At 72.2% G+C, this 26,723-nt stretch carries 29 protein-coding genes; 19 read left to right on the forward strand and 10 right to left on the reverse strand.

The features are described from left to right. Positions 1 to 11: 11 nt before the first annotated feature. Positions 12 to 1,058, reverse strand: coding sequence for a hypothetical protein (locus ACFPQ9_RS12455; protein ID WP_380851357.1), 1,047 nt, complete (start codon positions 1,056 to 1,058; stop codon positions 12 to 14). Positions 1,059 to 1,234: 176 nt separating this feature from the next. After that, positions 1,235 to 2,824, reverse strand: a complete 1,590-nt coding sequence (locus ACFPQ9_RS12460) for an oxidoreductase (RefSeq protein ID WP_380851360.1) — start codon at positions 2,822 to 2,824, stop codon at positions 1,235 to 1,237. Between the two features lie 202 nt (positions 2,825 to 3,026). Between ACFPQ9_RS12460 and hisD the strand changes: the two genes are divergently transcribed. The 8 genes from hisD to hisF are packed head-to-tail and all read left to right on the forward strand — an operon-like array spanning position 3,027 to position 8,765. After that, a complete protein-coding gene (hisD, locus tag ACFPQ9_RS12465) occupies positions 3,027 to 4,376 on the forward strand; it encodes a histidinol dehydrogenase (protein WP_380851363.1) in 1,350 nt (449 codons plus the stop codon). Continuing rightward, positions 4,373 to 5,479 carry a histidinol-phosphate transaminase gene (locus ACFPQ9_RS12470; RefSeq protein ID WP_380851366.1) on the forward strand — a complete coding sequence of 369 codons (1,107 nt, stop codon included), beginning with the start codon at positions 4,373 to 4,375 and terminating at the stop codon, positions 5,477 to 5,479. The genes hisD and ACFPQ9_RS12470 overlap by 4 nt, the downstream gene beginning before the upstream one ends. Next, positions 5,476 to 6,069: an imidazoleglycerol-phosphate dehydratase HisB gene (gene hisB / locus ACFPQ9_RS12475; RefSeq protein WP_380851369.1), complete on the forward strand. Its 594-nt coding sequence runs from the start codon at positions 5,476 to 5,478 to the stop codon at positions 6,067 to 6,069. The genes ACFPQ9_RS12470 and hisB overlap by 4 nt, the downstream gene beginning before the upstream one ends. Then, on the forward strand, positions 6,066 to 6,230 hold the full coding sequence (locus ACFPQ9_RS12480; protein WP_030951297.1) for a hypothetical protein: 165 nt from the start codon (positions 6,066 to 6,068) through the stop codon (positions 6,228 to 6,230). Before hisB ends, ACFPQ9_RS12480 begins: the two co-directional genes overlap by 4 nt. Then, entirely contained in the window at positions 6,221 to 6,865 is a 645-nt protein-coding gene (gene hisH, locus ACFPQ9_RS12485; protein WP_380851372.1) for an imidazole glycerol phosphate synthase subunit HisH, read from the forward strand. Before ACFPQ9_RS12480 ends, hisH begins: the two co-directional genes overlap by 10 nt. A 4-nt stretch (positions 6,866 to 6,869) precedes the next feature. Next, positions 6,870 to 7,592 carry a bifunctional 1-(5-phosphoribosyl)-5-((5-phosphoribosylamino)methylideneamino)imidazole-4-carboxamide isomerase/phosphoribosylanthranilate isomerase PriA gene (priA, locus tag ACFPQ9_RS12490; protein ID WP_380851375.1) on the forward strand — a complete coding sequence of 241 codons (723 nt, stop codon included), beginning with the start codon at positions 6,870 to 6,872 and terminating at the stop codon, positions 7,590 to 7,592. Positions 7,593 to 7,608: 16 nt separating this feature from the next. Further along, a complete protein-coding gene (locus tag ACFPQ9_RS12495; protein ID WP_380851378.1) occupies positions 7,609 to 8,013 on the forward strand; it encodes a RidA family protein in 405 nt (134 codons plus the stop codon). Continuing rightward, complete coding sequence (gene hisF, locus ACFPQ9_RS12500) at positions 8,010 to 8,765, forward strand: imidazole glycerol phosphate synthase subunit HisF (RefSeq protein WP_380851381.1); 756 nt, start codon at positions 8,010 to 8,012, stop codon at positions 8,763 to 8,765. Before ACFPQ9_RS12495 ends, hisF begins: the two co-directional genes overlap by 4 nt. A 2-nt stretch (positions 8,766 to 8,767) precedes the next feature. On the opposite strand, the gene ACFPQ9_RS12505 is transcribed toward hisF, so the two are convergent. Next, positions 8,768 to 9,403 (reverse strand): TIGR03085 family metal-binding protein, encoded by a 636-nt coding sequence (locus tag ACFPQ9_RS12505; RefSeq protein ID WP_380851385.1) that lies wholly within the window; start codon positions 9,401 to 9,403, stop codon positions 8,768 to 8,770. A gap of 83 nt (positions 9,404 to 9,486) precedes the next feature. Between ACFPQ9_RS12505 and hisI the strand changes: the two genes are divergently transcribed. From hisI to lgt, 11 genes are all read left to right on the forward strand, one after another. Continuing rightward, a complete protein-coding gene (gene hisI / locus ACFPQ9_RS12510; RefSeq protein WP_380851388.1) occupies positions 9,487 to 9,903 on the forward strand; it encodes a phosphoribosyl-AMP cyclohydrolase in 417 nt (138 codons plus the stop codon). Positions 9,904 to 9,914: 11 nt separating this feature from the next. After that, on the forward strand, positions 9,915 to 11,402 hold the full coding sequence (locus ACFPQ9_RS12515; RefSeq protein WP_380851391.1) for an anthranilate synthase component I: 1,488 nt from the start codon (positions 9,915 to 9,917) through the stop codon (positions 11,400 to 11,402). A 70-nt stretch (positions 11,403 to 11,472) separates the two neighbouring features. Continuing rightward, positions 11,473 to 12,111 (forward strand): TIGR02234 family membrane protein, encoded by a 639-nt coding sequence (locus ACFPQ9_RS12520; RefSeq protein ID WP_380851394.1) that lies wholly within the window; start codon positions 11,473 to 11,475, stop codon positions 12,109 to 12,111. Between the two features lie 139 nt (positions 12,112 to 12,250). Then, on the forward strand, positions 12,251 to 12,502 hold the full coding sequence (locus tag ACFPQ9_RS12525) for an HGxxPAAW family protein (protein WP_380851397.1): 252 nt from the start codon (positions 12,251 to 12,253) through the stop codon (positions 12,500 to 12,502). A 78-nt stretch (positions 12,503 to 12,580) separates the two neighbouring features. Then, the gene (locus ACFPQ9_RS12530) at positions 12,581 to 13,027 is read left to right on the forward strand and encodes a DUF2752 domain-containing protein (protein WP_380851400.1); all 447 of its coding nucleotides are present in this window, start codon (positions 12,581 to 12,583) and stop codon (positions 13,025 to 13,027) included. A gap of 135 nt (positions 13,028 to 13,162) precedes the next feature. Further along, positions 13,163 to 13,972, forward strand: a complete 810-nt coding sequence (trpC, locus tag ACFPQ9_RS12535; protein ID WP_380851403.1) for an indole-3-glycerol phosphate synthase TrpC — start codon at positions 13,163 to 13,165, stop codon at positions 13,970 to 13,972. 21 nt (positions 13,973 to 13,993) lie between these two features. Further along, positions 13,994 to 14,161, forward strand: a complete 168-nt coding sequence (trpM, locus tag ACFPQ9_RS12540; protein WP_351926813.1) for a tryptophan biosynthesis modulator TrpM — start codon at positions 13,994 to 13,996, stop codon at positions 14,159 to 14,161. Positions 14,162 to 14,269: 108 nt separating this feature from the next. Beyond that, positions 14,270 to 15,553: a tryptophan synthase subunit beta gene (gene trpB, locus ACFPQ9_RS12545; RefSeq protein WP_380851407.1), complete on the forward strand. Its 1,284-nt coding sequence runs from the start codon at positions 14,270 to 14,272 to the stop codon at positions 15,551 to 15,553. Further along, positions 15,550 to 16,368, forward strand: coding sequence for a tryptophan synthase subunit alpha (trpA, locus tag ACFPQ9_RS12550; protein ID WP_380851410.1), 819 nt, complete (start codon positions 15,550 to 15,552; stop codon positions 16,366 to 16,368). The genes trpB and trpA overlap by 4 nt, the downstream gene beginning before the upstream one ends. A gap of 127 nt (positions 16,369 to 16,495) precedes the next feature. Continuing rightward, a complete protein-coding gene (locus ACFPQ9_RS12555; protein WP_380851413.1) occupies positions 16,496 to 17,269 on the forward strand; it encodes a DsbA family protein in 774 nt (257 codons plus the stop codon). A gap of 76 nt (positions 17,270 to 17,345) precedes the next feature. Next, positions 17,346 to 18,302: a prolipoprotein diacylglyceryl transferase gene (lgt, locus tag ACFPQ9_RS12560; RefSeq protein WP_380851416.1), complete on the forward strand. Its 957-nt coding sequence runs from the start codon at positions 17,346 to 17,348 to the stop codon at positions 18,300 to 18,302. Positions 18,303 to 18,369: 67 nt separating this feature from the next. Here the strand turns inward: lgt and ACFPQ9_RS12565 are convergent, their stop codons facing one another. Genes ACFPQ9_RS12565 through ACFPQ9_RS12595 form a run of 7 tightly spaced genes read right to left on the reverse strand, consistent with a single transcriptional unit; the run spans position 18,370 to position 26,547 of the window. Next, positions 18,370 to 19,224 (reverse strand): HpcH/HpaI aldolase/citrate lyase family protein, encoded by an 855-nt coding sequence (locus ACFPQ9_RS12565; protein ID WP_380851419.1) that lies wholly within the window; start codon positions 19,222 to 19,224, stop codon positions 18,370 to 18,372. Then, positions 19,221 to 20,423 carry a CaiB/BaiF CoA transferase family protein gene (locus tag ACFPQ9_RS12570; protein ID WP_380851422.1) on the reverse strand — a complete coding sequence of 401 codons (1,203 nt, stop codon included), beginning with the start codon at positions 20,421 to 20,423 and terminating at the stop codon, positions 19,221 to 19,223. Before ACFPQ9_RS12570 ends, ACFPQ9_RS12565 begins: the two co-directional genes overlap by 4 nt. Then, positions 20,420 to 21,313 carry a ribokinase gene (rbsK, locus tag ACFPQ9_RS12575; protein WP_380851425.1) on the reverse strand — a complete coding sequence of 298 codons (894 nt, stop codon included), beginning with the start codon at positions 21,311 to 21,313 and terminating at the stop codon, positions 20,420 to 20,422. Before rbsK ends, ACFPQ9_RS12570 begins: the two co-directional genes overlap by 4 nt. Beyond that, positions 21,310 to 22,812, reverse strand: coding sequence for an ADP-ribosylglycohydrolase family protein (locus ACFPQ9_RS12580; RefSeq protein ID WP_380851428.1), 1,503 nt, complete (start codon positions 22,810 to 22,812; stop codon positions 21,310 to 21,312). The genes rbsK and ACFPQ9_RS12580 overlap by 4 nt, the downstream gene beginning before the upstream one ends. Next, positions 22,800 to 23,975 carry an ADP-ribosylglycohydrolase family protein gene (locus ACFPQ9_RS12585; RefSeq protein ID WP_380851431.1) on the reverse strand — a complete coding sequence of 392 codons (1,176 nt, stop codon included), beginning with the start codon at positions 23,973 to 23,975 and terminating at the stop codon, positions 22,800 to 22,802. The genes ACFPQ9_RS12580 and ACFPQ9_RS12585 overlap by 13 nt, the downstream gene beginning before the upstream one ends. An 8-nt stretch (positions 23,976 to 23,983) precedes the next feature. Continuing rightward, positions 23,984 to 25,483: an ADP-ribosylglycohydrolase family protein gene (locus ACFPQ9_RS12590; RefSeq protein WP_380851434.1), complete on the reverse strand. Its 1,500-nt coding sequence runs from the start codon at positions 25,481 to 25,483 to the stop codon at positions 23,984 to 23,986. Then, on the reverse strand, positions 25,480 to 26,547 hold the full coding sequence (locus ACFPQ9_RS12595) for an ADP-ribosylglycohydrolase family protein (RefSeq protein WP_380851437.1): 1,068 nt from the start codon (positions 26,545 to 26,547) through the stop codon (positions 25,480 to 25,482). The genes ACFPQ9_RS12590 and ACFPQ9_RS12595 overlap by 4 nt, the downstream gene beginning before the upstream one ends. Positions 26,548 to 26,723: the final 176 nt, after the last annotated feature.

The following is a 26,723-nucleotide window of genomic DNA, read 5'->3' on the forward strand; positions in this document are numbered from 1 at the left end:
GGCGCCAAAGCCTAGTGGTCGCCGGAGTGAACGCGTCCTGCGTGCCCACTCCGTGGATGTCCGCCGACGGCGCCCCGCGCGGCGGAGCCGGCCGCCCGGCGCCGTACCTCGTCGCGCATCTCCAGGAACCGGCCCAGTGGATCCTCCGAGAGCCTGCTCCACGGGAACGAGGTGGCGTACGGCCCGATCAGGGTGAGCTGCTCCAGGGCGTCCTGCCAGCGGCCCAGCCGTACCAGCACGTACGTCAGCTTGTTGCGGATCGCGGCCGGCCACAGATCGGCCGCCGGGAACCGGGCGGACAGCGCGACGGCCCGGTCGGCCGCCTCGTCCAGCCGCTCGCGCGGCACGCCCGGACCGCAGTCGTCGTCCAGGTAGGCGAGGACGGCCCGCGTCGGCAGCGCCTGTACGAGGGAGTCGGCGGGGGCGTCCTGCGCGGCCCGGTCGGCGAAGTCCAGGCACTCGCGGTGGGAGCCGTGCCAGGAGGAGGCCAGATAGCGCAGGGCGGCCACATGACAGCCGTAGTGGCGCGGGGCGCGGCGCAGCGCCGCCTCCCACAGCTCCCCGAAGTAGGTGTGGCCGGCGCGGGAGCCGCGGGCGTGGTCCAGGGCGATCCGCCAGGGCACCGGGTCGCGGTCGTCGGTGCGCGCGGCGGCGGTGATCAGCGGGCTCACCCCGCGCAGCACCTCGGCCCTGGCCGGCGAGCCCCAGGCGTGGTCCACCGCGAGCTGTGCCCTGATCAGCAGCGCGTCCGGGTCCTGCGGGGCGGCCGCGTACCAGGTCTGAAGCCACTCCGGGCGCGAGCGCGCGAAGGCCGCCAGGTGCAGCGTGTAGCGGTCGCGGTGCTCCCACGCGGTGTGCCGCCGCGTGTGGGCGAGCAGGTCCGCGGCGGGTTCGTACTCGCCGCGCCCGGCCGCGACCAGGGCGGGACCGAGGCGGTCGTCGGGCGCGTCGAGCAGCACCTCGTCGTCGGCGGGCAGTGCGACGGCGGGGTGCTCTGCGGTCTTTGTCGTCCGGGACGCACGGCCGAACGGAAGCATCAGAGCCATGGTGTCGACCATTGAAAGACCGCTGGTCACGCCGCGCCAGAGGGAACGGCCAACATGTCGAAAGTTGTACGCCGAGAGGTCAAGAACGGGTAAAGGTCAACAGTTCAACAACTGTCCGACATCTGCTTCTTCGCCTCAGCGGTCCCACAGGTCCCACAGGTTCCACCGGCCCCAGCGGACCCGGCGGGTCAGTTGCGCCGCAGCATGCGCGTGGCTCCCGTGGCCACGGTCGTCGCCAGGATCCAGCCGAGCAGGATCATCGCCGCGGCCAGCCACTGCCAGGCCCCGCTCAGCTGCCAGAACCCGACCTGGCCCAGATCGATCACGGGAAGCAGCAGGTCGAGAGCGAACAGCGGCGGATTCCAGGTCGGATGCTCGCCGCCCTTGATCGGCGGATGGTCGGCGTGCGCGAACGCCACCGAACTCGCCGCCCACAGCACCGCCATCCACACGGCGGCCCGGCCGGGCCGATATCCGTAGGCGACCATCCAGTCCTGGGCGTAGCCCCACAGCTTGGCCGCCGGCGGCAGCGTCTCGCGGCGGCGGCGCTGCTTGGCGAGCAGCACCTCGCGCGCGTCCTCGTCCTCGCCGCCGGCCCGCAGCACGGCGGCGAGCCGCTCGTACGGCTCCGGGTTGTACTCCGCGGTCGCCGCGGCCACCCACTCCAGCCGCCGCTCCAGCGGGAACGGCCCGCGCGGCACGAGGTTCTCGTAGGTGAAGCCGCTCATGTGCAGCAGCCCGGGGTCCGGCCAGGCGTCCGCGCGGTCCATCAGATTGACGATCCGCGCCCCCGACAGCACCACCCCGCCGCGCTCCGGCCGCTCCCCGAGGAAGCGCAGCTCGGGCGTCTGGATGCGGCGCAGCGACAGCTCCTGCTCGTCGGTGAAGGTGAACCGGGCCCGCTCCAGGTCCACCGCGTCCCCGAACCGCCCGTCGTCGAGGCGCACCCCGCCCTGGCACGCGAACCGCTGGATGCGCGTCCCGCGCGCGGGAGTACGGCCGCTCAGCAGCGAACTGCCGACGCCGGCCGGGGTCATGTACAGCGTGCGCCCGACGGTCAGCTGCGGCGCGTTCAGTGCGAGCCTGGTGTACGGGTTGACCAGCCGGGCGCCGCGCAGGCTCAGCGACACGCCGATGCTCGCGCCGCGCAGGCTCAGCTCGCCGTGCGACTCCAGCATCTCGGCCTGGAGGTCCTGGCCGACGCTGATGCCGTCCGCGGCGATCGAGCGCCCGCTGCGGTCGCGGTAGACGATCGCCTGGTTCAGCAGCAGATCCGTGCCGATATGGGCGTCGGTGAGCCGTACGCCGTTGTGGAACCGGCAGCGCGGCAGATGCAGATCGCCCTCGGTGTGCACCCGGGCCGCCTCCAGACGCGGCACCGAGCAGTCCACCAGCCGTACGGTCGTGAAGCGGGCCTCCGGCAGCCGGACCTCCCGGTCGAAGCGGCAGCCGCGCAGCTCGACGTACGGCACCACCGTGCCGCCCGCGAGGTCCATCGGGTCGCTTATCCGCACGCCGACCAGCTTCAGCGAGGACACCCGGCCCGCGAGGGCGGGCGGCCCGTCCAGCAGCAGCCAGCAGATGATCCGCGCGCGCACGGTCCGCTCCGGGCCCCAGGGATGCCCGCCGTGCGGGTCGTCGACGACCGTGTCGCCGCTGCTCAGGTCGTACACGCTGCCGTTGCGGAAGGCCTGCCACATGCCGAGCTCCGCGGCGGTCAGGTCGTTCGGCAGGTCGTCCGGCAGGTCCCCGTCGCGGAGACCGCCCCGTTCGGTCACGTTGCGCCCATCCCCCTCAGCTACTCGCGGGTTTAGTACAACCGTTCATGCCCGCTGGGTGACGTCCCGAACGCTGGACGTGCTGTGCTTTGTGGGGGGACACCCCCCACACCCCCCTGATCTTCCGGGTTCCGGCAGTGTTCTGTATCAGCCATTGATACGCGCGGACGACGCCGGACCCGGGTCTGAGAGAATTGCACCCGTGATCTCCCGAATCGATCTGCGCGGCGACGCCCTCCCCGAGGGCCCCGCCCTGCGCGACCTGCTGCCCCGAGCCGACTTCGACGTCTCGGCCGCCCTGGAGAAGGTGCGTCCGATCTGCGAGGCCGTGCATCATCGGGGCGACGCGGCGCTGATCGACTTCGCGGAGAAGTTCGACGGGGTCAGGCTCGACCAGGTGCGGGTGCCCGCCGAGGCGCTCACCAAGGCGCTCGACGAGCTCGACCCGGCCGTGCGCGCGGCCCTGGAGGAGTCCATCCGCCGCGCCCGTCTCGTGCACCGCGCCCAGCGCCGTGAGACCCACACGACCCAGGTCGTGCCGGGCGGCTCGGTGACCGAGAAGTGGGTGCCGGTCGACCGCGTCGGGCTGTACGCGCCCGGCGGACGCTCCGTCTACCCGTCGTCCGTGATCATGAACGTCGTCCCGGCCCAGGAGGCCGGCGTCGAGTCCGTCGCGCTCGCCTCGCCCGCGCAGGCCGAGTTCGGTGGCCTCCCGCACCCGACGATCCTCGCCGCCTGCGCGCTGCTCGGCGTCGACGAGGTGTACGCCGCCGGCGGCGCCACGGCCGTCGCGATGTTCGCGTACGGCACCGAGTCCTGCCCGCCCGCGAACATGGTCACCGGCCCCGGCAACATCTGGGTCGCCGCCGCCAAGCGCTACTTCACCGGCAAGATCGGCATCGACGCCGAGGCCGGCCCGACCGAGATCGCGATCCTGGCCGACGCCACCGCCGACCCGGTGCACGTCGCCTCCGACCTGATCAGCCAGGCCGAGCACGACCCGCTGGCCGCCGCGGTCCTCGTCACCGACTCCGTCGAGCTCGCCGACGCCGTCGAGAAGGAGCTGGAGCCGCAGGTCGCGGCCACCAAGCACATCGACGACCGGATCGTCCCGGCGCTCAAGGGCAGGCAGTCCGCGATCGTCCTGGTCGACGGCGTCGACGAGGGCCTGAAGGTCGTGGACGCGTACGGCGCCGAGCACCTGGAGATCCAGACGGCCGACGCCGCCGCCGTGGCGGACCGCGTCCGCAACGCCGGCGCGATCTTCATCGGCCCCTGGGCGCCGGTCTCGCTCGGCGACTACGCCGCCGGCTCCAACCACGTCCTGCCCACCGGCGGCTGCGCCTGCCACTCCTCGGGCCTGTCCGTCCAGTCCTTCCTGCGCGGCATCCACATCGTCGACTACACGAAGGACGCGCTGGCCGAGGTCGCGCATCACGTGGTCACGCTGGCGGAGGCGGAGGACCTGCCGGCACACGGCGCGGCGGTCAAGGCGAGGTTCGTCGGAGACGAACAAATGTCGCGTGGCTGGAAGGTACCCGGAAGCAAGTGACTGGCATCGACGATCTCCCCGTACGGGACGAGCTGCGCGGCAAGTCCCCCTACGGCGCGCCCCAGTTGGACGTCCCCGTACGGCTGAACACCAACGAGAACCCTTACCCGCTGCCCGAGCCGCTGGTCGAGCGGATCGCCGAGCGCGTCCGCGAGGCGGCCCGCGACCTCAACCGCTACCCGGACCGGGACGCGGTCGAGCTGCGCACACAGCTCGCCAAGTACCTCACCGACACCTCCGGCCACGAGGTCGGCCTGGCCAACGTCTGGGCGGCCAACGGTTCCAACGAGGTCATCCAGCAGCTGCTGCAGACCTTCGGCGGTCCCGGCCGCACGGCGATCGGCTTCGAGCCGTCGTACTCGATGCACGGGCTCATCTCCCGCGGCACCGGCACGGGCTGGATCTCAGGGCCGCGGCGCGACGACTTCACGATCGACGTCGAAGCCGCCACGAAGGCGATCACCGAGCACCGCCCCGACGTCGTGTTCATCACGACGCCCAACAACCCCACGGGCAACGCGGTCCCGCGCGAGACCGTCCTCGCGCTGTACGAGGCCGCGCAGGCCGCGAAGCCGTCGATGGTCGTGGTCGACGAGGCGTACATCGAGTTCAGCCACGGCGACTCGCTGCTGCCGCTCATCGAAGGCCGGCCGAATCTCGTCGTCTCCCGGACGATGTCGAAGGCCTTCGGCGCGGCGGGGCTCAGGCTCGGCTATCTCGCGGCGCACCCCGCCGTCGTGGACGCCGTCCAGCTCGTACGGCTGCCGTACCACCTGTCGGCCGTCACGCAGGCGACCGCCCTGGCCGCCCTGGAGCACACCGACACGCTGCTGAAGTACGTCGAGCAGCTGAAGTCCGAGCGGGACCGGCTGGTCGCCGAACTGCGGGCCACCGGATACGAGGTCGTCGAGTCGGACGCGAACTTCGTGCAGTTCGGACGGTTCGAGGACTCGCACACGACCTGGCAGAAGATCCTCGACCGGGGCGTCCTGGTCCGGGACAACGGCATCCCGGGATGGCTGCGGGTGTCCGCAGGAACTCCCGAAGAGAACGACGCGTTCCTCGACGCGGTACGTGAACTGAAGAAGGAGCAGAGCACATGAACCGCGTAGGACGCGTGGAACGCGTGACGAAGGAGACCTCGGTCCTCGTCGAGATCAACCTCGACGGCACGGGCCAGGTCGATGTGGCGACCGGCGTCGGCTTCTACGACCACATGCTCGACCAGCTCGGCCGGCACGGTCTGTTCGACCTGACCGTGAAGACCGAGGGCGATCTGCACATCGACTCCCACCACACCATCGAGGACACCGCCCTCGCGCTGGGCGCCGCCTTCAAGCAGGCCCTCGGCGACAAGGTGGGGATCTACCGCTTCGGCAACTGCACGGTCCCGCTGGACGAGTCCCTCGCCCAGGTCACCGTCGACCTGTCAGGACGCCCCTACCTCGTGCACACCGAGCCCGAGAACATGGCGCCGATGATCGGCGAGTACGACACCACGATGACCCGGCACATCCTGGAGTCCTTCGTCGCCCAGGCCCAGATCGCGCTGCACGTGCACGTGCCGTACGGGCGCAACGCCCACCACATCGTGGAATGCCAGTTCAAGGCGCTCGCGCGGGCGCTGCGGTACGCGAGCGAGAAGGACCCGCGCGCGGCCGGCATCCTGCCTTCCACGAAGGGCGCGCTGTGAACGGGCTGTCCACCGTCCTGATCGTCGTCGGCCTCTTCCTCGTCGGCGGCATCATCTCCTTCGCCAAGCAGGGGATGCCCAAGAGCCTCATCACACTGCTCTCGATAGGCGCCGCGATGTGTCTCCTCGCGGGCGTCCTGAGGCTGGAGGTGTGGAATTGAGCGGCAAGAAGGTCGTCGTCTTCGACTACGGCTTCGGCAATGTGAGGTCGGCCGAACGCGCCCTCGCGCGCGCGGGCGCCGACGTCGAGATCACCCGTGACTTCGACAGGGCCATGAACGCCGACGGGCTGCTGGTGCCGGGCGTCGGCGCCTTCGCGGCCTGTATGAAGGGGCTCACCGAGGCCCGCGGCGACTGGATCATCGACCGTCGGCTGTCCGGCGGACGCCCCGTGATGGGCATCTGCGTCGGCATGCAGATCCTCTTCGCGCGCGGCATCGAGCACGGCGTCGAGACCGAGGGCCTCGGCGAGTGGCCGGGCTCGGTGGAGCCGCTGCAGGCCGACATCGTGCCCCACATGGGCTGGAACACCGTCGAGGCCCCGGGCGACTCCGAGCTGTTCGCCGGCCTGGACGCCGACGCGCGCTTCTACTTCGTGCACTCCTACGCCGTCCACGACTGGGCGCTGGAGGTCCACAACCCGACGATGACCGCGCCCAGGGTCACCTTCTCGACGCACGGCAAGCCCTTCGTGGCCGCCGTGGAGAACGGCGCCCTGTGGGCCACGCAGTTCCACCCCGAGAAGTCCGGCGACGCCGGAGCGCAGCTGCTCACCAACTGGATCGGAACCCTGTAGAGACATGGCCAAGCTCGAACTCCTCCCCGCCGTCGACGTCCGCGACGGCCAGGCCGTGCGCCTCGTGCACGGCGAGTCCGGCACCGAGACCTCCTACGGCTCCCCGCTGGAGGCCGCGCTGGCCTGGCAGCGCTCCGGCGCCGAGTGGCTGCACCTGGTCGACCTGGACGCCGCGTTCGGCACCGGCGACAACCGCGAGCTGATCGCCGAGGTCGCGCAGGCCATGGACATCAAGGTCGAGCTGTCCGGCGGCATCCGCGACGACGCCTCGCTGGCCGCCGCCCTCGCCACCGGCTGTACCCGCGTGAACCTCGGCACGGCCGCCCTGGAGACCCCGGAGTGGGTCGCCAAGGTCATCGCCGAGCACGGCGACAAGATCGCGGTGGGCCTGGACGTACGGGGCACCACGCTCCGCGGCCGCGGCTGGACCCGCGACGGCGGCGACCTCTACGAGACGCTGGAGCGCCTCAACAGCGAGGGCTGCGCCCGCTACGTCGTCACCGACATCGCCAAGGACGGCACGCTCCAGGGCCCGAACCTGGAGCTGCTGAAGAACGTCTGCGCGGCGACCGACCGCCCGGTCGTGGCCTCCGGCGGTGTCTCGTCGCTGGACGACCTGCGGGCCATCGCCGAGCTGGTACCGCTCGGTGTCGAGGGCTCCATCGTCGGGAAGGCCCTGTACGCGAAGGCGTTCACCCTGGAAGAGGCCCTGGAGGCCACGTCTTGAAAAGGGACACAGTGTCATGACGTCCGATGCCGTACGGCGTGTGCAGAGCGGTAGCCCCTGGGAAGAGTCCTTCGGGTTCGCACGCGCCGTGGCGGCGGGCGACCGCGTCCTGGTGGCGGGCACCACGTCCTTCAAGGGGCAGGTGCTGTACGGGGAGGGCGACCCGTACGAGCAGGCCAAGGTGGCCTTCACCAGCGCGCTGGAGGCGATCGCCGGGTTCGGGCTCGGTATCGAGTCGGTGATACGGACCCGGATGTACCTGAGCCATCAGCGGGACGTGGACGAGGTGGGCCGGGCCCACAAGGAGATCTTCGACGCGGTGCGACCGGTGTCCACCCTGCTGGTCGTGGAGGGTTTCGTCGACCCGCGCATCCTGGTCGAAGTAGAGCTAGAGGCATACAGAGGAGCCGTGGATTCATGACCCTGGCGGTCCGAGTCATCCCCTGCCTGGACGTGGACAACGGCCGGGTCGTCAAGGGCGTCAACTTCCAGAACCTGCGCGACGCGGGCGACCCCGTCGAGATGGCCAAGGTGTACGACGCCGAGGGCGCCGACGAGCTGACGTTCCTGGACATCACCGCCTCGTCGGGCAACCGCGAGACGACGTACGACGTGGTGCGCCGCACGGCCGAGCAGGTGTTCATCCCGCTGACGGTCGGCGGCGGCGTCCGTGCGGCCGAGGACGTGGACAAGCTGCTGCGCGCGGGCGCGGACAAGGTGGGCGTCAACACCGCGGCCATCGCCCGCCCCGACCTGATCCGTGAGATCGCCGAGCGCTTCGGACGGCAGGTGCTGGTCCTCTCGGTCGACGCGCGGCGCACTCCCGAGGGCACCTTCGAGGTCACCACCCACGGCGGCCGCAAGGGCACCGGCATCGACGCCGTCGAGTGGGCCCACCGGGCGGCGGAGCTGGGCGCGGGCGAGATCCTGCTGAACTCGATGGACGCCGACGGCACCAAGGACGGCTACGACCTGGAGATGATCCAGGCCGTACGCAAGCACGTGACGGTTCCGGTGATCGCGTCCGGCGGCGCCGGGAAGCTCGCGGACTTCTCCCCGGCCATCGAGGCGGGGGCGGACGCGGTCCTGGCCGCGTCGGTGTTCCACTTCGGCGATCTGCGGATCGGAGAGGTGAAGGACGCGCTGCGCGGAGCGGGCCACCCCGTCCGCTGACCTCAGATGCCGAGCTGCTTCGACTCGTGCAGCTTGGCGATCGCGTTCTCGTCGCCGTCCAGCTCGACCTTGGCGGCGTTCTGCCGGCCGTAGGCGAACATCAGCAGCTCGGACGGCTCGCCGGTCACCGTGACGACCGGCGTGCCCTTGTGGGCCACCGCCGTCTGGCCGTCGGGACGCCGCAGCACCAGGCCCGTCGGCGCGGTACGGCCCACCAGACGCGCGGAGCGCTCCAGACGGGACCACAGGGCGTCCTGGAAGACCGGGTCGAGCTCGCGCGGCGTCCAGTCCGGCTGGGCACGGCGGACGTCCTCGGTGTGGACGTAGAACTCGATCGTGTTCGACGCCTCGTCGATCTGCTTGAGCTGGAAGGGCGAGAAGCGCGGCGGGCCGGTGCGGATGAGCTGGATCAGCTCCTCGTACGGCTTCGCCGCGAACTCCTCCATCGCCTTGTCCAGGCGCGGGGCGAGCGGCTTGATCAGCAGACCGGCGGCGGCGTCGGGGCGGCGCTCACGCACCACCACGTGCGCGGCCAGCTCACGGGTCTGCCAGCCCTCGCAGAGGGTGGGGGCCTCGGGGCCCTCGGCCTCCAAGAGGTCGGCGAGCAGAAGTCGTTCACGCTGGGCGAAGGTCGACATACAGTCAGCCTACGACCACCCCCCAGGTCCGCCCAGTGGACAGCGGACGGTCGCTGTCAGTCGCGCGCGGCACAATGGCAGGTATGACCACGAGCACGCCCCGTCGGCCCAGCCGGCTGGACCCCGAGATCGCCGCGCGCCTCAAGCGCAGCGCGGACGGGCTCCTGCCCGCCATCGCCCAGCAGTACGACACCCAAGAGGTGCTGATGCTCGGCTGGATGGACGACGAGGCGCTGCATCGCACGCTCACCACCGGCCGCTGCACCTACTGGTCCCGCAGCCGCCAGGAGTACTGGGTCAAGGGCGACACCTCAGGTCACTTCCAGTGGGTGAAGTCCGTCGCCCTGGACTGCGACGCCGACACCCTCCTCGTCCAGGTCGACCAGGTGGGCGCCGCCTGCCACACGGGCGCGCGTACCTGCTTCGACGAGGACGTACTGCTCAAGGACGGCGCCGATTCCGGCACACCGGCCTCGGGTCAGCCGGCCTCGGATCAGTAGGGTCAGCCGCCATGGACCTTGAGACGTTCCGCAAGCTCGCCACCGACCGCCGGGTCATCCCGGTCACCCGCAAGCTCCTCGCCGACGGCGACACCCCGGTCGCCCTCTACCGCAAGCTCGCCGCCGAGCGCTCCGGCACCTTCCTGCTGGAGTCCGCGGAGAACGGCCGCTCCTGGTCTCGCTACTCCTTCGTGGGCGTCCGCTCGGCCGCCACGCTCACCGCGCGCGACGGCCAGGCCCACTGGCTCGGCACCCCGCCCGTCGGCGTCCCCGTCGAGGGCGACCCGCTGGCCGCCCTGCGCGCCACCATCGAGGCCCTCCACACCCCGCGCGACCTCGCCCACGACCTGGGCCTGCCGCCCTTCACCGGCGGCATGGTCGGCTACCTCGGCTACGACATCGTGCGCCGCCTGGAGAAGATCGGCCCCGGCGAGCGCGACGACCTGAAGCTGCCCGAGCTGACCATGCTGCTCACCAGTGACCTCGCCGTCATGGACCACTGGGAGGGCTCGGTCTGGCTGATCGCCAACGCGATCAACCACAACGACCTCGACACCGGCGTCGACGAGGCCTACGCCGACGCCGTCGCCCGTCTGGACGCCATGCAGGCCGACCTGACCCGCCCGGTCGCCCAGCCCCCGGCAGTCCTCCCGCCCTCCGAGCTGCCCGAGTACTCCGCGCTGTGGGGCGGCGAGGACTTCCAGGAGGCCGTCGAGGACATCAAGGAGCGCATCCGGGCCGGTGAGGCGTTCCAGGTGGTCCCCTCCCAGCGCTTCGAGACGCCGTGCACGGCGAGCGCGCTGGACGTCTACCGGGTCCTGCGGGCGACCAACCCCTCGCCGTACATGTACCTGTTCCGCTTCGACGGCTTCGACGTCGTCGGCTCCTCGCCGGAAGCGCTGGTGAAGGTCGAGGACGGCCGGGCCATGGTCCACCCCATCGCCGGCACCCGCTGGCGCGGCGCCACCCCGCAGGAGGACCAGGCCCTCGCCGACGAACTGCTCGCCGACCCCAAGGAGCGCGCGGAGCACCTGATGCTGGTCGACCTGGGCCGCAACGACCTGGGACGGGTCTGCGAGCCCGGCTCGGTGGAGGTCGTCGACTTCATGTCCATCGAGCGGTACTCCCACGTGATGCACATCGTCTCCACGGTGACCGGCCGCGTCGCCCCGGGCCGCACGGCCTTCGACGTCCTCACGGCCTGCTTCCCGGCCGGCACCCTCTCCGGCGCCCCCAAGCCCCGCGCGATGCAGATCATCGACGAGCTCGAACCCTCCCGGCGCGGGCTGTACGGCGGCTGTGTCGGCTACCTCGACTTCGCGGGCGACTCCGACACCGCCATCGCCATCCGTACGGCCCTCCTGCGGGACGGCACCGCCTACGTCCAGGCGGGCGCGGGCATCGTCGCCGACTCCGACCCGGTCGCCGAGGACACCGAGTGCCGCAACAAGGCGGCGGCGGTCCTGCGCGCGGTGCACACGGCGAACCGGCTCGGGTGAACCCGCGCGGGACTTCGTAGTCCGTCTCACATGAACCCCGGGTGACTGATCGCCCGGGGTTCGGGCGATAGTGGAGTACGTGACTGCCGTACCGCACCCCCGTTCCGAAGCCCCCGGCTCCGCCCGGGCCGGCCGTATGAGCCTCGCCGTAGCCCTGCTGTGCGGGGCGGTCGGCGCGGCCGTAGCGCTGCTCGCCACCCGGCAGCGCTGGTCGGAGGGCACCGCCACGGTGGCCGGCGGCCCGTTCCCCCTGACCGTCAAGGGCAGTGACGTCACCGGCGTCCCCGCGGCCCTGGCCATAGTGGGGCTCGCCGCGCTCGTCGCCGTCTTCGCCGTCCGCCGCGCGGGCCGCTTCATGGTCGCCGGTCTGCTCGCGCTCTCCGGCGCCGGCACCGTCGCCGCCGCCCTGCTCGGCGCCTCCGACAGCACCGCGCTCGACGAGAAGGCCGCGCAGGCGTCCGGCGACACCTCGGCCAGTGTCGAGGCCCTCACCCACACCGCCTGGCCCTACGTCGCGGCCGTGGGCGGGGCCCTGCTCCTGCTCGCCGGACTGCTGGCCCTGCGCTACGGCCGGCTGTGGCCCGGTATGTCCGGCCGCTACGAGCGAAACGGCACACCCCGGCCGCGCCGCAGGGCCGAGGCCGCCGGTGACCCCGACCGCCCCGAGGAACTCTGGAAGGCACTGGACCGGGGTGAGGACCCGACGTAGCGCTCCGCGCCCCTTTGGGGCGCGGCCCCACTCGGCGTCGAACCACTCGGGCTACCCCCGATCACCGCAGCCGTACGCGTGCGGGACAATGACTGCGAGCGTCCGGCTCGACACGTACTTCAGCAACGAGGAGCAAGCAATGGCGGGCAGCAGCCACGGTCACACCCCGGCCGCCTGGACCGGTGTCACGATCGCCTTCATCGGTTTCTGCGTGGCGGGCGCCTTCATGGTGATGGACCAGCCCGCGGGCTTCTGGGCCGGCATGGGCGTCGTGGTCCTCGGCGGCATCATCGCCTGGATCATGAGCGCGATGGGCATGGGCCAGCCCAAGGACGCTCACAAGGCGCTGCTCACCACGCAGCAGAGCGAGGCGGCGAGCGCCAAGGGCTGAGTCCCGTACGACTTCGCTGAGGGGCGACCCGGCACCGATGGGTGCCAGGGGGCGCCCCTCACGCGTGTGCGGGGCACAATGCATGACGTGAACGCCGACAGTCAGAGGGTGACACAGCCCCCTCCCGGCACCCTGTGGGGGCGCCTTGCCGTCCCGGCGGGCCTGCTCGCGGCCGTGGCCGGTGCCTTCGCCTACGTCGGCGCCGTGGACCCGAACGAACCCGGCCACTACCCGGCCTGCCCCCTCCTCCAGTACACCGGCATCTACTGCCCCGGCTGCGGTGGACTGCGCAGCGCGCACGCCGTCGTGCACGGGGACTTCGCGGCGGCGCTCCAGGACAACGCGCTCGCCGTCGCCGGCTACGCGGTCTTCGCCGTGGTGTGGACCGTCTGGGTGGTCCGCACGGTGCGCGGCCGGCCGCTGCGGATCGATCTCGGGCCGGTGCAGCTGTGGGCCGCGGGCTTGTTGCTGCTGGTCTTCACCGTCGTCCGGAACCTGCCGTTCGGTGGCTGGCTGCACCCTTGATCGACTGAGGAACGTCCAGGTATTGGGACCGGCGTCAACCGGATGTGAGGCCTACGCCCTGCTCCGGATACCATCGCAGTGACCACCGGTTTCGTACCGCTTTCACAGTCAACCGTCTGAAAGGGGGCCGCTCGCGTGAGTGTGCTCGACGAGATCATCGACGGAGTCCGTGCCGACCTCGCGGAGCGGCAGGCGCGCGTCAGCCTCGACGAGCTCAAGGAGCGCGCGGCGAAGGCTCCCGCGGCCAAGGACGGAGTGGCCGCGCTCAAGGGCGACGGCGTCAAGGTCATCTGCGAGGTCAAGCGCTCCAGCCCCTCCAAGGGCGCGCTGGCCGCGATCGCCGACCCGGCCGGGCTCGCCGCGGACTACGAGGCGGGCGGCGCGGCCGTCATCTCCGTCCTCACCGAGCAGCGCCGCTTCGGCGGCTCGCTGGCCGACCTGGAGGCCGTCCGCGCCCGCGTGGACATCCCGGTCCTGCGCAAGGACTTCATCGTCACGTCGTACCAGCTGTGGGAGGCCCGCGCGTACGGCGCCGACCTCGCGCTGCTGATCGTGGCGGCCCTGGACCAGCCCGCTCTGGAGTCCCTCATCGAGCGCGCGGTGTCCATCGGTCTGACCCCGCTGGTCGAGGTGCACGACGAGGACGAGGTCGAGCGCGCCGTGGACGCGGGCGCGAAGATCATCGGCGTCAACGCGCGCAACCTGAAGACCCTGGAAGTCGACCGCGGCACGTTCGAGCGGGTGGCCCCGGAGATCCCCGACACCCTCGTCAAGGTGGCCGAGTCCGGCGTCCGCGGCCCGCACGACCTCATCGCCTACGCCAACGCCGGCGCCGACGCGGTCCTGGTCGGCGAGTCCCTGGTGACGGGCAAGGACCCGAAGTCCGCCGTCTCCGACCTGGTCGCGGCGGGCGAACACCCCGCACTGCGGCACGGCCGCGGCTGATCACCCGATAGGGTTGACCCGATGACGCTCACGACGACGACCACGGACAGGTACGCCCGCCTCGCGCGCGGCTGCCGCCCCCGTGGCTGCCGCGCGCCCGCACGCCGGGTGCACGGCCGTCGAGTCCGTTACGTCATCGGAGACGAACCCGGGCAGGTCAACGGCCGCCGATGGCAGCGCGCCCCTTAGGGGCGCGGGGAACTGCGCGAGCAACCACACACGGCCCGCAGCCAGGCGATAACCCCCCGCCCCACGGCGAATAGTGTCTTTTCCACGCACTCACCGTGAGGTACACGCATGCCCAGCGACTTCTTCATCCCCGACCCGGAGGGTCAAGTCCCCAGCGCCGAGGGCTACTTCGGCGCGTTCGGCGGCAAGTTCATCCCGGAGGCCCTCGTCGCCGCCGTGGACGAGGTGGCCGTCGAGTACGACAAGGCCAAGCACGACCCCGAGTTCGCCCGCGAGCTCGACGACCTGCTGGTGAACTACACCGGCCGCCCCAGCTCCCTCACCGAGGTGCCCCGCTTCGCCGAACACGCTGGCGGCGCCCGCGTGTTCCTCAAGCGCGAGGACCTCAACCACACCGGCTCGCACAAGATCAACAACGTGCTCGGCCAGGCCCTGCTCACCAAGCGCATGGGCAAGACCCGCGTGATCGCCGAGACCGGCGCAGGCCAGCACGGCGTCGCGACGGCCACGGCCTGCGCCCTGTTCGGCCTCGAATGCACCATCTACATGGGCGAGATCGACACCCAGCGCCAAGCCCTCAACGTGGCCCGGATGCGCATGCTCGGCGCCGAGGTCATCGCCGTGAAGTCGGGCAGCCGCACCCTGAAGGACGCCATCAACGAGGCGTTCCGCGACTGGGTGGCCAACGTCGACCACACCCACTACCTCTTCGGTACGGTCGCGGGACCGCACCCCTTCCCCGCCATGGTCCGCGACTTCCACCGCGTGATCGGCGTCGAGGCCCGCCGCCAGCTCCTGGAGCGCGCCGGCCGCCTCCCCGACGCCGCCGTGGCCTGTGTCGGCGGCGGCTCCAACGCCATCGGCCTCTTCCACGCCTTCATCCCCGACACGGACGTACGCCTCATCGGCTGCGAGCCGGCGGGCCACGGCGTGGAGACCGGCGAGCACGCGGCGACCCTGACCGCCGGTGAGCCCGGCATCCTGCACGGCTCCCGCTCCTACGTCCTGCAGGACGAGGAGGGCCAGATCACCGAGCCGTACTCGATCTCGGCCGGTCTGGACTACCCGGGCATCGGACCCGAGCACTCCTACCTCAAGGACAGCGGCCGCGGCGAGTACCGCGCGGTCACCGACGACGCGGCCATGCAGGCCCTGCGCCTGCTGTCGCGCACCGAGGGCATCATCCCGGCGATCGAGAGCGCCCACGCGCTCGCCGGAGCCCTGGAGGTCGGCAAGGAACTGGGCAAGGACGGCCTGATCGTCGTCAACCTGTCCGGCCGCGGTGACAAGGACATGGACACGGCCGCGCGCTACTTCGGCTTGTACGACACCGACGCCGAGGTCGCCGCCGATGCGAACGGCGCCGCGGAGATCCAGGGGGACGCCAAGTGAGCGGCAACATCCAGCTGTTGACGGACACCCTCAAGGCCGCCAGGGCCGAGGGCCGCTCCGCGCTCATCGCCTACCTCCCGGCCGGGTTCCCGACCGTGGACGGCGGCATCGAGGCGATCAAGGCCGCCCTCGACGGCGGCGCGGATGTCGTGGAGGTCGGGCTGCCGCACAGCGACCCCGTCCTCGACGGCCCGGTCATCCAGACCGCCGACGACATCGCCCTGCGCGGCGGCGTCAAGATCGCGGACGTCATGCGCACGGTCCGCGAGGCGCACGAGGCCACCGGCAAGCCGATCCTCGTGATGACGTACTGGAACCCCATCGACCGCTACGGCGTCGAGCGCTTCACCGCCGAGCTGGCGGAAGCGGGCGGCGCGGGCTGCATCCTGCCCGACCTGCCCGTCCAGGAGTCGGCGCTGTGGCGGGAGCACGCCGAGAAGCACGGCCTCGCGACGGTCTTCGTCGTGGCGCCGAGCAGCAAGGACGAGCGGCTCGGCCAGATCACCGCGGCCGGCAGCGGCTTCGTCTACGCCGCCTCGCTGATGGGCGTCACCGGCACCCGTGAGTCCGTGGGCGCACAGGCCCAGGACCTGGTGGAGCGCACCCGGGCCACCGGCACCGACCTGCCCGTCTGCGTCGGCCTCGGTGTCTCCAACGCCGACCAGGCCGCCGAGGTGGCCGGCTTCGCCGACGGCGTGATCGTCGGCTCGGCCTTCGTCAAGCGGATGCTGGACGCGCCGGACGACGCGGCCGGGGTCGAAGCCGTGCGCGCGCTCGCCGGTGAGCTGGCGAAGGGCGTGCGCCGCCAGGCGTAGCTCTGACCTGCTATGACCCCCCTGAGCAGGGACATCTTCAGAAGAAGGGCCTTCCGTACGAGTCGCTCGAACGGGTGGACCTGAGGCCGGGGAGGCGCGCTGCGCCTCCCCGGTTCGTTCTGCGGGTGTGAGCGAAAAGAATCGTGAGGGAAAGCGGACCGCCCGTGAGCGGCTGGCGGTCGAGCGTGAGAAGCAGAAGGCCGCCGACAAGCGGCGTCGTGCGCTGATCGTGGGCGCGAGCGTCGTCTGCGTCCTCGGACTCGCGGCGGTGATCGGAGTCGTCGCGGCCAACGCCGGCAAGGACAGCGGCAGCGACGCCGGGCCCGTCGTGGGGCCCTCGGGGGCACAGGGCAAGGACGGTCTCGCGATCCCGGTCGGCCAGGAGAGCGCCAAGTCGACACTCACGGTCTGGGAGGACTTCCGCTGCCCGGCCTGCAAGTCCTTCGAGGACGCGTACCGGTCGACGATCCACGAGCTGACGGACGCCGGCAGCCTCAGGGTGGAGTACCACCTGGCGACGATCATCGACGGCAACATGGGCGGCACCGGCTCGCGCAACGCCGCGAACGCGGCGGCCTGCGCCCAGGACGCCGGGAAGTTCACGCAGTACCACGACGTGCTGTACGAGAACCAGCCGCCGGAGGTCGACGACGCCTTCGCCAAGAACAGCAAGCTCTTCGAGCTCGCCGGCAAGGTCAAGGGCCTGGACACACCCGCCTTCCGCAAGTGCGTCGAGGACGGCACGCACAACAGCTGGGTGGAGAAGTCCAACGACGCGTTCAAGAGCGGCGGCTTCACCGGTACGCCGACGGTCCTGCTCAACGGCAAGAACATCTACCAGGACCAGACGATGACTCCGGCCAAACTGAAGCAGATGGTGGAGGAAGCCGCCAAGGGCTGAGTCCGGCGCCTGTTATGGACCCGTAGCCGGGCTGCCCGACATCGGTAGCGCCCGGCAGGGTAGCGTCGACCTTGCCATGGAACTTGCCTACATTCCCAGCCCGTCGCGCGGGGTCATCAACCTCGGGCCCATTCCGCTGCGCGGCTACGCCTTCTGCATCATCATCGGTGTCTTCGTAGCCGTCTGGCTCGGCAACAAGCGCTGGATCGCCCGGGGCGGGCGGTCCGGCACGGTGGCCGACATCGCGGTCTGGGCCGTCCCGTTCGGACTGGTCGGCGGGCGCCTCTATCACGTGATCACGGACTACGAGCTGTACTTCAGCGAGGGCCGTGACTGGGTGGACGCCTTCAAGATCTGGGAGGGCGGCCTCGGCATCTGGGGCGCCATCGCGCTCGGCGCGCTGGGCGCATGGATCGGCTGCCGCCGCCGCGGCATCCCGATGCCCGCGTACGCCGACGCCGTCGCCCCCGGTATCGCCCTGGCCCAGGCGATCGGACGCTGGGGCAACTGGTTCAACCAGGAGCTCTACGGCCGCGAGACCGATCTGCCGTGGGCGCTGAAGATCACCTCCTCGACGGACGGCCGGATGCCGGGCACGTACCACCCGACGTTCCTGTACGAGTCGCTGTGGTGCATCGGTGTCGCGGTGCTGGTGATCTGGGCCGACCGCCGCTTCAAGCTGGGACACGGGCGCGCGTTCGCGCTGTACGTCGCCTCGTACTGCGTGGGCCGGTTCTGGGTCGAGTACATGCGGGTCGACGAGGCCCATCACTTCCTCGGGCTGCGGCTGAACAACTGGACCGCGCTGATCGTGTTCCTGCTCGCGGTGGCCTACATCGTGATCTCGGCGAAGAAGCGGCCGGGGCGGGAGGCCGTGGTCGAGCCGGGCGCGAGTGCCTCCGGCGGTGAAGCCGACGACGAGACGGATGCCGACTCCGACGCCGACGCGGAGGCGAAGGACGAGGACGGCACCAAGGCCGAGGCCGAGGAAGACATCAAGGACGAGGCCGGGTCGGCGACGAAGAAGACCTGAGGTTCGGCTCTACGACGACGAGGGCGCCCGGATTTCCGGGCGCCCTCTGTTGTGGGAAGGCCCGGGGTCAGGTGCGGCGGGCCAGTGCCAGGGTCCGTTGTGCCGCCGTCACCACCGCCGCGTCGATGAACGTGCCGTCCTGGAGGGCCTGGGCGCCCTGTTCCGTGGAGGCCGCCTTGATGATCGTCTCCGCCTGTTCCAGTTCCTCCTCCGTGGGGAGGTAGGCCCGTTCGATCACCGGGAGCTGGCGCGGGTGGATGGCGGCCCGGCCCAGGAGGCCGAGAGTACGGCCGTGGGCGCAGGAGGCCGCCAGGCCCTCCAGGTCGCGGATGTCGGGGTGGATCGACTGCGCGGGCGGGGGCAGGCCCGCCGCACGTGCGGCCACGACGACACGCGAGCGGCACCAGTCGAGGCCGGCGTCGCCTCGTACGCCCAGGTCGGTCCGTAGATCCGCCTCGCCGAGGGAGATGCCGCGCAGGGCGGGGTGGGCGGTAGCGATGGCGTGGGCGCGTTCGATGCCCAGGGCAGATTCCAGCAGGGCGTGCAGCGGGGTGGTGCCCGGAGCGGTAGGTGGGGTGGTCTGGGCGAGGCGGATGATCTGCTCGGCCGAGGTCACCTTCGGCAGGCGCAGCGCGGCCAGACCGGGGAGGGCGGCCAGGACCGCGAGGTCCTTCGCGGCGGGCGGGGTGTCCAGGGCGTTCACCCGGACATGGACGGGGACGGGGTGCTCCGGGTCCGCGAGCAGGTCGGCCGTGGCCGCCCGGGCGTAGTCCTTGCGGTCCGGGGCGACGGCGTCCTCCAGGTCGACGATGACGACGTCGGCGCCGGACAGGAGGGCCTTGGCCACCACGTGCGGGCGGTCGCCGGGGGCGTACAGCCAGGTCAGGGGGTAGGAGGCGGCGGTCCTCGCCCGGACGGTCACAGGGCGCCTTCCTCGCGCAGGGCCGCCAGGTCGGCGGCCGTCAGACCCAGGCCGGTGAGGATCTCCTCGGTGTCCGCGCCGTGCGGGCGGCCGGTCCAGCGGATCGTGCCGGGGGTGGCGGAGAGGCGGAACAGGACGTTCTGCATGCGCAGCGGGCCGAGTTCCGGGTCGTCGACGGTGGTGAAGGTGTCCAGGGCCGCGTACTGCGGGTCCGTCATCACCTCCCGTACGTCCTGGATCGGCGCCACCGCCGCCTCCGCCTTCTCGAAGGCCGCGAGGACGTCGGCGCGGGTGTGGCGGGCGATCCAGCCGCCGACCGCCCGGTCGAGGACGTCGGCGTGCCGGGCCCGGTCGGCGCCGGTCGCGAACCACGGCTCGTCGATCAGATCCGGGCGTCCCACCAGGTGCATCACGCGCTCGGCGATGGACTGGGCGGACGTGGAGACGGCGACCCAGGTGCCGTCCGCGGTGCGGTAGGTGTTGCGCGGGGCGTTGTTCGCGGAGCGGTTGCCGGTGCGTTCCTGCACATAGCCGAGCTGGTCGTACCAGGTGGCCTGGGGACCGAGGGCCAGCAGCATCGGCTCGATCAGGGCCAGGTCGACGACCTGGCCCTCGCCGGTGCGCTCGCGCGCGGCCAGGGCCGTCATCACCGCGTAGGCCGTCGCGAGGGCCGCGATCGAGTCGGCCAGGCCGAACGGAGGCAGCGTCGGGGGCGCGTCCGGTTCGCCGGTGAGCGCGGCGAAGCCGCTCATCGCCTCGGCGAGCGTGCCGAAGCCGGGGCGGTGGGCGTAGGGGCCGAACTGGCCGAAGCCGGTGACCCGGGTGAGGATCAGACGGGGGTTGGCGGCGGAGAGCTCCGGCCAGCCGAGGTCCCATTTCTCCAGCGTGCCGGGGCGGAAGTTCTCGATGACGACGTCCGCGGTCGTGGCCAGGCGCAGCAGGGTGGCGCGGCCGCCGGGCTTGGACAGGTTCAGGGTGATCGTGCGTTTGTTGCGGCCGAGGACCTTCCACCACAGGCCCACGCCGTCCTTTGATGGGCCGTGGCCGCGCGACGGGTCGGGCCGGTCGGGGTGCTCGACCTTGACGACCTCGGCGCCGTAGTCGCCGAGCATCGTGGCGGCGAGAGGGCCCGCGAAGAGGGTGGCCAGGTCGAGGACGCGCAGGCCGGTCAGGGGCGCTGCCCGGTCGGTCCCGGTCATGACGCGTACGCCTCCTCGATCTCGGGGCGGTACGGCATCGCCACCGAGGCGCCCTCCCGCTGGACCGACAGCGCGGCCGCCGCGGCCGCCCATTTCAGGGCGTCCGGCATGGGGCGTCCCTCGCCGAGCGCCACCGCGAGCGCGCCGACGAAGGTGTCGCCGGCGCCGGTGGAGTCGACGGCGGTGACCTTCGGGGCGGGCACCGTCAGGGGTTCGGCGCCGCGGGAGACGTACAGACTGCCGGCGGCGCCCAGGGTGACGACCACCTCGGGCACCAGGTCAAGGAGCGCGGTGGCCGCCTCCAGCGGATCGGTGCGGCCGGTGAGGGCGGTGGCCTCCAGCTCGTTGGGGACCAACAGGTCGACGGTGGCGAGGAGTTCGTGCGGGAGCGACTGGGCGGGGGACGGGGTGAGGACCGTACGGACGTCGTGGCGGTGGGCCGCCGTGGCGCCGGCGAGGACCGCGGGGAGCGGGATCTCCAGCTGGAGCAGCAGGGTGCCGGCGGCCGCGATGACGCCCTCGTCGCCGGGGCTGAGGTGGTCGAGCGTGCCGTTCGCGCCGGGGATCACCACGATCGCGTTGCCGCCCTCGTCGTCCACGACGATGTGCGCGGTGCCGGACGCGCCCTCGGCGGTGCGCAGGTCGTCGGTGTCGACGCCGGAGTGTTCGAGGTTGGCGCGCAGCCGGGTGCCGAAGGCGTCGTTGCCGACCGCGCCGATCATCGAGACCATGCCGCCCGCGCGGGCCGCCGCGATGGCCTGGTTGGCGCCCTTGCCGCCGGGGATCGTGCGGAACTCCCGGCCCGTCACGGTCTCCCCGAGCTGCGGGGCCTTCTCGACGTAGGTGACGAGGTCCATGTTCGTGCTGCCGAGCACGACGATGTCGGTCATGGGCGAGCTGCCTCCCGGGGGGTGTGCTGGTGGGTGAGGTCGTGGGTGAGCCGGGCCAGCGCGTCGAAGCCGGTGCCGTTGAAGTCGGCGACGGACGTGGCGAGGCGGTTCTTCAGGGGCGCCGTCCAGCGGTCGGGGAGCGCGGCCGGGGTGCCGGCGAGGAGGGCGGCGACGCTGCCCGCCGTCGCGCCGGCCGAGTCGGTGTCCCAGCCGCCCGACACGGCACGGCAGATGGAGCCGGTGAAGTCGCCGTCCGCGTGGGTGAGGGCGGCGGCGATCAGGGCCGTGTTGGGGATGGCGTGGACCCAGTGGTGGGTGTCCGCGTGGGTGGCGTGGAGTTCGTCGACGACCGTGTCGAAGTCCTCGTGGACACGGGCCAGTCGGATCGCGTGCATGACGGCTTCCGCCAGCCGGGACCTCGGCGGGATCACCGTGAGGCCGGTGCGCAGACACGTGTGGATGTCGTCGGGGGCCGTCGCCACCGCCGCCTGTGCGATGACCGCGGCCGTGAACATCGCCGCGTAGACGCCGTTGGCGGTGTGCGTGAGGGTGGCGTCGCGATGGGCCTGCTCGGCCGCGGCGCCGGGGTCGCCCGGGTTGGTCCAGCCGTGCACGTCCGCGCGGATCAGGGCGCCGATCCACTCGCGGAAGGGGTTGCGGTGGCGGGCCGTGTGCGGAGGCTCGATGCCGAGGAGGAGGTTGCGGTACGCGACCCGCTCGGCGGTGAAGGTGCGGCCGGCCGGGAGCTCGTCCAGCCACAGGCGGGCCACGTCGGTCGTGGTGAAGTCCCGGCCGTGGCGCTGGAGCAGGAGCAGGTCGAGCAGGGGGTAGTTGAGGTCGTCGTCCTCCGGCATGCCGTCGATGTTCTCGGCGAGGGAGGTAAGGGCGGAGCGACGGTTCCAGGGGTGGGCCGCGAGGAGTTCCGGGGGGACGCCCCTGGCCGTGAAGTACGTGTTCAGGGGCCGGTTGCCGGTGGCCGCGGCGAGCCTGCGGATCGCTTCCAGGGGGAGCTTCTCGACGGGCTTGCCGAGCAGACACCCGACAGCCCGGCCGAGCCAGGCGGCCTCGTAGCGGGATACGGGCGGCGCGGCGGGGCGTGGGGCGGGTCGGGATGCGGGCGGTTCGGCCGGGGGTGGAGCCGGTCGGGATGCGGGCGGTTCGGCCGGGGGTGGGGCCTGTCGGGATGCGGGCGGTTCGGCCGTAGACGGGGGCGGTGCGGGCCAGGACGGGCAGCTCGCCTTGATTCTCGCGAGGTCGGTGGGCTCGCTGTCCGCCAACCTGCTCGGCAGGTCCGCCAGTTCGTCCAGCAGGTCCTCGGCGAGGGTCCGCAGATAGCGCGACGTCGGCTCCGGTGACGCCCCCGCGCGCAGCGGTGCCTCCCGGCCGCCGGCCGCCCGCCATCTCGCCGCGATCCTCGACGGCTCCCGGCCGTCCAGGGCCGCCTGGCGCAGCTCGTGGCCGATCAGGTCCTCCGGCTGGACCCAGGTCAGTCGGAGCACGGTCGGCCCTCCAGCGCTGCGAACGCCGCCTCCTGGGCGCGGCGCCGGCCTACGTCCCGGGCGTGGATCTCCCGTGTGACCTCGGTCAGGGTTCGGGGCGGTTCCCACAGGTCCAGGCGGCTGGCCTCCGCGACCGCCTTCGACCAGTCCTCGGGGACCGGGGAGCCGAGGGCGCCCGCCAGGGCACCGGCCATCGTCGCGATCGAGTCGCAGTCACGGCCGTAGTTCACCGCGCCCAGGACCGCCCGACGGTAGTCGCCTTCGGCGATCAGCAGCATGGCGAGCGCGATGGGGAGTTCCTCGATGGCGTGCAGGCGGGAGGGACGGCGCGCGCCGAGGGAGGGACGACGGTAGTCCGGGCCGACGGTGTCGTACGGGGCGACCGCCTCCCGGAGGGGGACCAGCGCCGACTCGAAGTCCCGGTGGGCGCCCGCGACTTCGCAGACCTTCTCGATCGCCGTCCGCGTGCCGTCCTTCGCCGGAGACAGACAGGCCGCGACGACCGAGTCCGGTGACGCGCCCGGTGCGCAGGCCGCCGCGACCGCCGCCGCGAAGACGCCCGCCGCCTCACGGCCGTACGACGACTGGTGGGCGCCCGCGATGTCCAGGGCCTCCGTGTACGCGGCCCTCGGGTCGGCCGCGTTGACCAGGCCGACCGGGGCCATGTACATCGCGGCACCGCAGTTGACGATGTTGCCGACGCCGGCCTCACGAGGGTCCACATGCCCGTAGTGCAGGCGGGCCACGAGCCATTTCTCCGCCAGGAAGACCCGGTGCAGGGGCAGCGCCTCCGCCTCCAGCTCCGGGATCCAGCGCGGGTTCGTCATCAGGTCCGGGACCAGGTGGTCGGCGATCGCGTACGCGTCGAGGTGGTCGCGGACGGATCCGTAGACCCGGACCAGGGCGTGCGTCAGCAAGGTGTCGTCGGTGACGTGCCCGTCGCCCTTGTGGTACGGCGCGATGGGGCGGGCCGTGCGCCAGGCGTCGCCGTTCCAGGGGCCGACGATGCCGTGGACCCGGCCGCCGTGGCGCTGAAGGATCTGGTCGGGGGAGTAGCCCTCCACCGGGCCGCCGAGGGCGTCGCCGACCGCCGCGCCGACCAGGGCGCCGGTGATCCGCTCGTCCAGACGCGGGCCGCTGCTTTCTTCTGCTTTGGGCGTCATGCCCCGAATCATCCTCCTGGTCGGGCCGGTTGTGTGGCTTCCAGGAGTTCGGCGAGTTCCACCAGGTCGGTGCCGGTGAGGCGGGGGAGTACGCAGCCGGAGAGGATGCGGCAGGTGTCGCGCCAGGACGCGGGGATCGACGTACCGCCGCCGAGTGCGCCGGTCAGCGCGCCCGCCAGCGCCGGGGCCGAGTCGGCGACCCGCGAGAGGCACGCGGCGGCGGGGACCGCCTCGGCGATACGGCCGTCCGCGGCGACCGTGAGGGCGAGGGCGACCGGGACCGTCTCGGCGGCGGCGATGCCGTAGCTGTAGACGTGGTCGACGATCTGGTGTTCCAGGAGGGGGATCAGGGCGAAGGCGCTGTCGGCTGCGTGGGCGAGGTGCAGGGCGTGCCGGGCGTTGCGGCCGATCTCCGTCTCCTCGGGGAGTTCGGCGAGGGCGGCCGTCACGCAGGCGGTGGCGTTCGCGCCGGCCAGGGCGAGGGCCACGGCCGCGGCCATCGCCCTCGCGCCGTGCACGCCGTCGCCGTCCTGGGTGTAGCGGGCGTCGAACTCGGCGAGGTCGGCGGCGCGGTGGGGGTCGCCGGGGTGGGCCACGGCGAGGACGCAGGCGCGGACGCAGGCGGCGTCGTCGAAGTAGTGCGGGTTGTCGTGGCCGGTGGCGGGTGGGCGCAGGCCGGTGGCGAGGTTGCCGAGTCCGGCGCGGACGGAGATACGGGCGCGCAGGGGGAGGATGGCCGACTCGATCTCAGGGGCGCGGTCGGCTGCGGCGGCGACCTCGCTGGCGACGGCGTTCCAGGTGAGGTCGATGGCGGCTCGGGTACGGCGTTCTCTGCTGAGGTCGCCGAGGGCGGTGTCGTCGCCGGCGCGTAGTACGGCTTCTGCCGCGAAGGTCGCCCATTCCGCGTCGTCGGAGGGGCCGAGGCGGAGGGGTTCGGGGGGTTGGTTGAGGGCGATGGGGACGGGGAGGGTGGTGGTCGCGTTCTGCTCGGCGAAGGTGTCGAGTTCGCGGGTGAGGCGGCGGGTCCATTCCGGCATGCGGGCGGCTCGGTGACGGGCGGCGGGCCAGCCGGCGGCGTCGCCTGCGGCGAGGCCGAGGAGGAGGCCGAGGACGCGTTGACCGGCCTCGGCTCCGCCTTCGGCCTGCTGTCTCCCACCCGCACCACGCGTGCGACTTTCGTCGTCGACCGCGGGTGGCCCCACCGGCACTCCCTCGCCGTCGGCGGCTGCGGGTGCGTTCGGGGGCGTGAGCGGCTTGGTTTCGGTTGCCGTGGGGTGGTTCGGGGCGGCGGGTGGCGGGGGCGCGATGTCCGTGGGGTCGTGCGGCGCGGTGCGTGGCATGGGGCCGCCGTCCGCGGGGCCGGGTGATTGTGTGCGCGGAGTCGGGGCGGTGTCGGCAGGTGCGTTCGGGGCCGCCGTGGGGTCGGGGGAGTCGGTGAGGAGCGTTGGGTCGGGGGGTGGTGGGGGTGGGGTCGGGGATTCCTCGGTCCAGGGGGTCGGGGGGGTCATCGGGTCGCTCCTTCGCGTGGTGTCGGTGGCTCGGGTGGGGTGAGGCCGCCCGTGACCCACTTTCTGTCCTCGCCGGGGACCAGTAGTTCCGCCACGTCCAGTACGTGATGGCCGGCCATCGACGGCAGGCAGCTTCCGCGGGCCGGGCCGATCGCCGCCGCCCAGTCCGCCGGGATCGCCGACTCGCCCTGGGTCGCGCCCGCCAGTGCCCCCGCCACCGCGGCCGTCGTATCGGCGTCGCGGCCCATGTTCACCGCCGTGAGGACCGCCTGGACGACGTCGCCGTCCGCCGCCGCGTACGCCCCGAAGGCCAGCGCGACCGCCTCGGGGGCCAGGTCGGTCCACGGGTAGCCGCCGATCACGACCGCGGAGCGGACCGCGCGTTCGCCCCGGTGGGCCACCGCCACCGCCCGGCGCAGGGAGCGGGCCGTCCAGGAGTCGTCCGGGACCACCGCCAGGGCGGAAGCGACCACCGCGATCGTCGGCGCTCCCGCCATCGCCGCCGCCACCCCGGCCGCCACCGCCTGACCGCCGTAGATGCCCTCGCCGTCATGGCTCACCGAGCCGTCGATCGCCACCAGGCGGGCCGCTTCGGCGGGGCGCCCGGCCGCGAAGACCCCGAACGGCGCCGCCCGCATGGCGAGACCGTCGCTCCAGGCGTGCCGGTGCTGCGCGGAGATGGGGGCAGCCAGGCCCCGGCGGAGGTTCTCCAGCGTGCCGCGCTCGCTGAAGCCCGCGCCCCTGAAGGGGCCCTCGGCCCGGTCCGCGATCCACTCGTGCCAGGCGGCCTCCACATGGCCCGGTGTGAGGGCCGAGCCGTGCCGGGCGAGGAGGAGGCCCGAGAAGATCGCGTACTCGGTGTCGTCCGTGCCGCAGGGGTTGTCGGTGACGAACCCCGTGACACGACCCCAGCGGGCGCGGATCTCGGAGGGCTTCATGTTCTCCGCGGGGGCGCCGAGCGCGTCGCCGACCGCCAGGCCCAGCAGCGCGCCGCGCGCCCGTCGGCGCAGTTCGGCGGCGTCCCCGGGCGCCGGAACCGAGGGGATGCAGGCGATCGATGCCATACGCGGCCTCTCCTCCGGGGGCTCCACCCAGGGCGCGGAGCCCTTTGCGGATGTGTCCCACCGTCGGCGGTTGACCTGAGCCTCGGAAGCCTCAGAGTCACCCGGTCGACATCTGTGCGCACCCTTACACGAATGAGCGTTCTAGGTAAAACCGCAGGTTAGACGAGCCTTTCCTT

Origin of the sequence: Streptomyces coerulescens (assembly GCF_042657965.1) — a bacterium.
GTDB lineage: Bacteria > Actinomycetota > Actinomycetes > Streptomycetales > Streptomycetaceae > Streptomyces > Streptomyces coerulescens.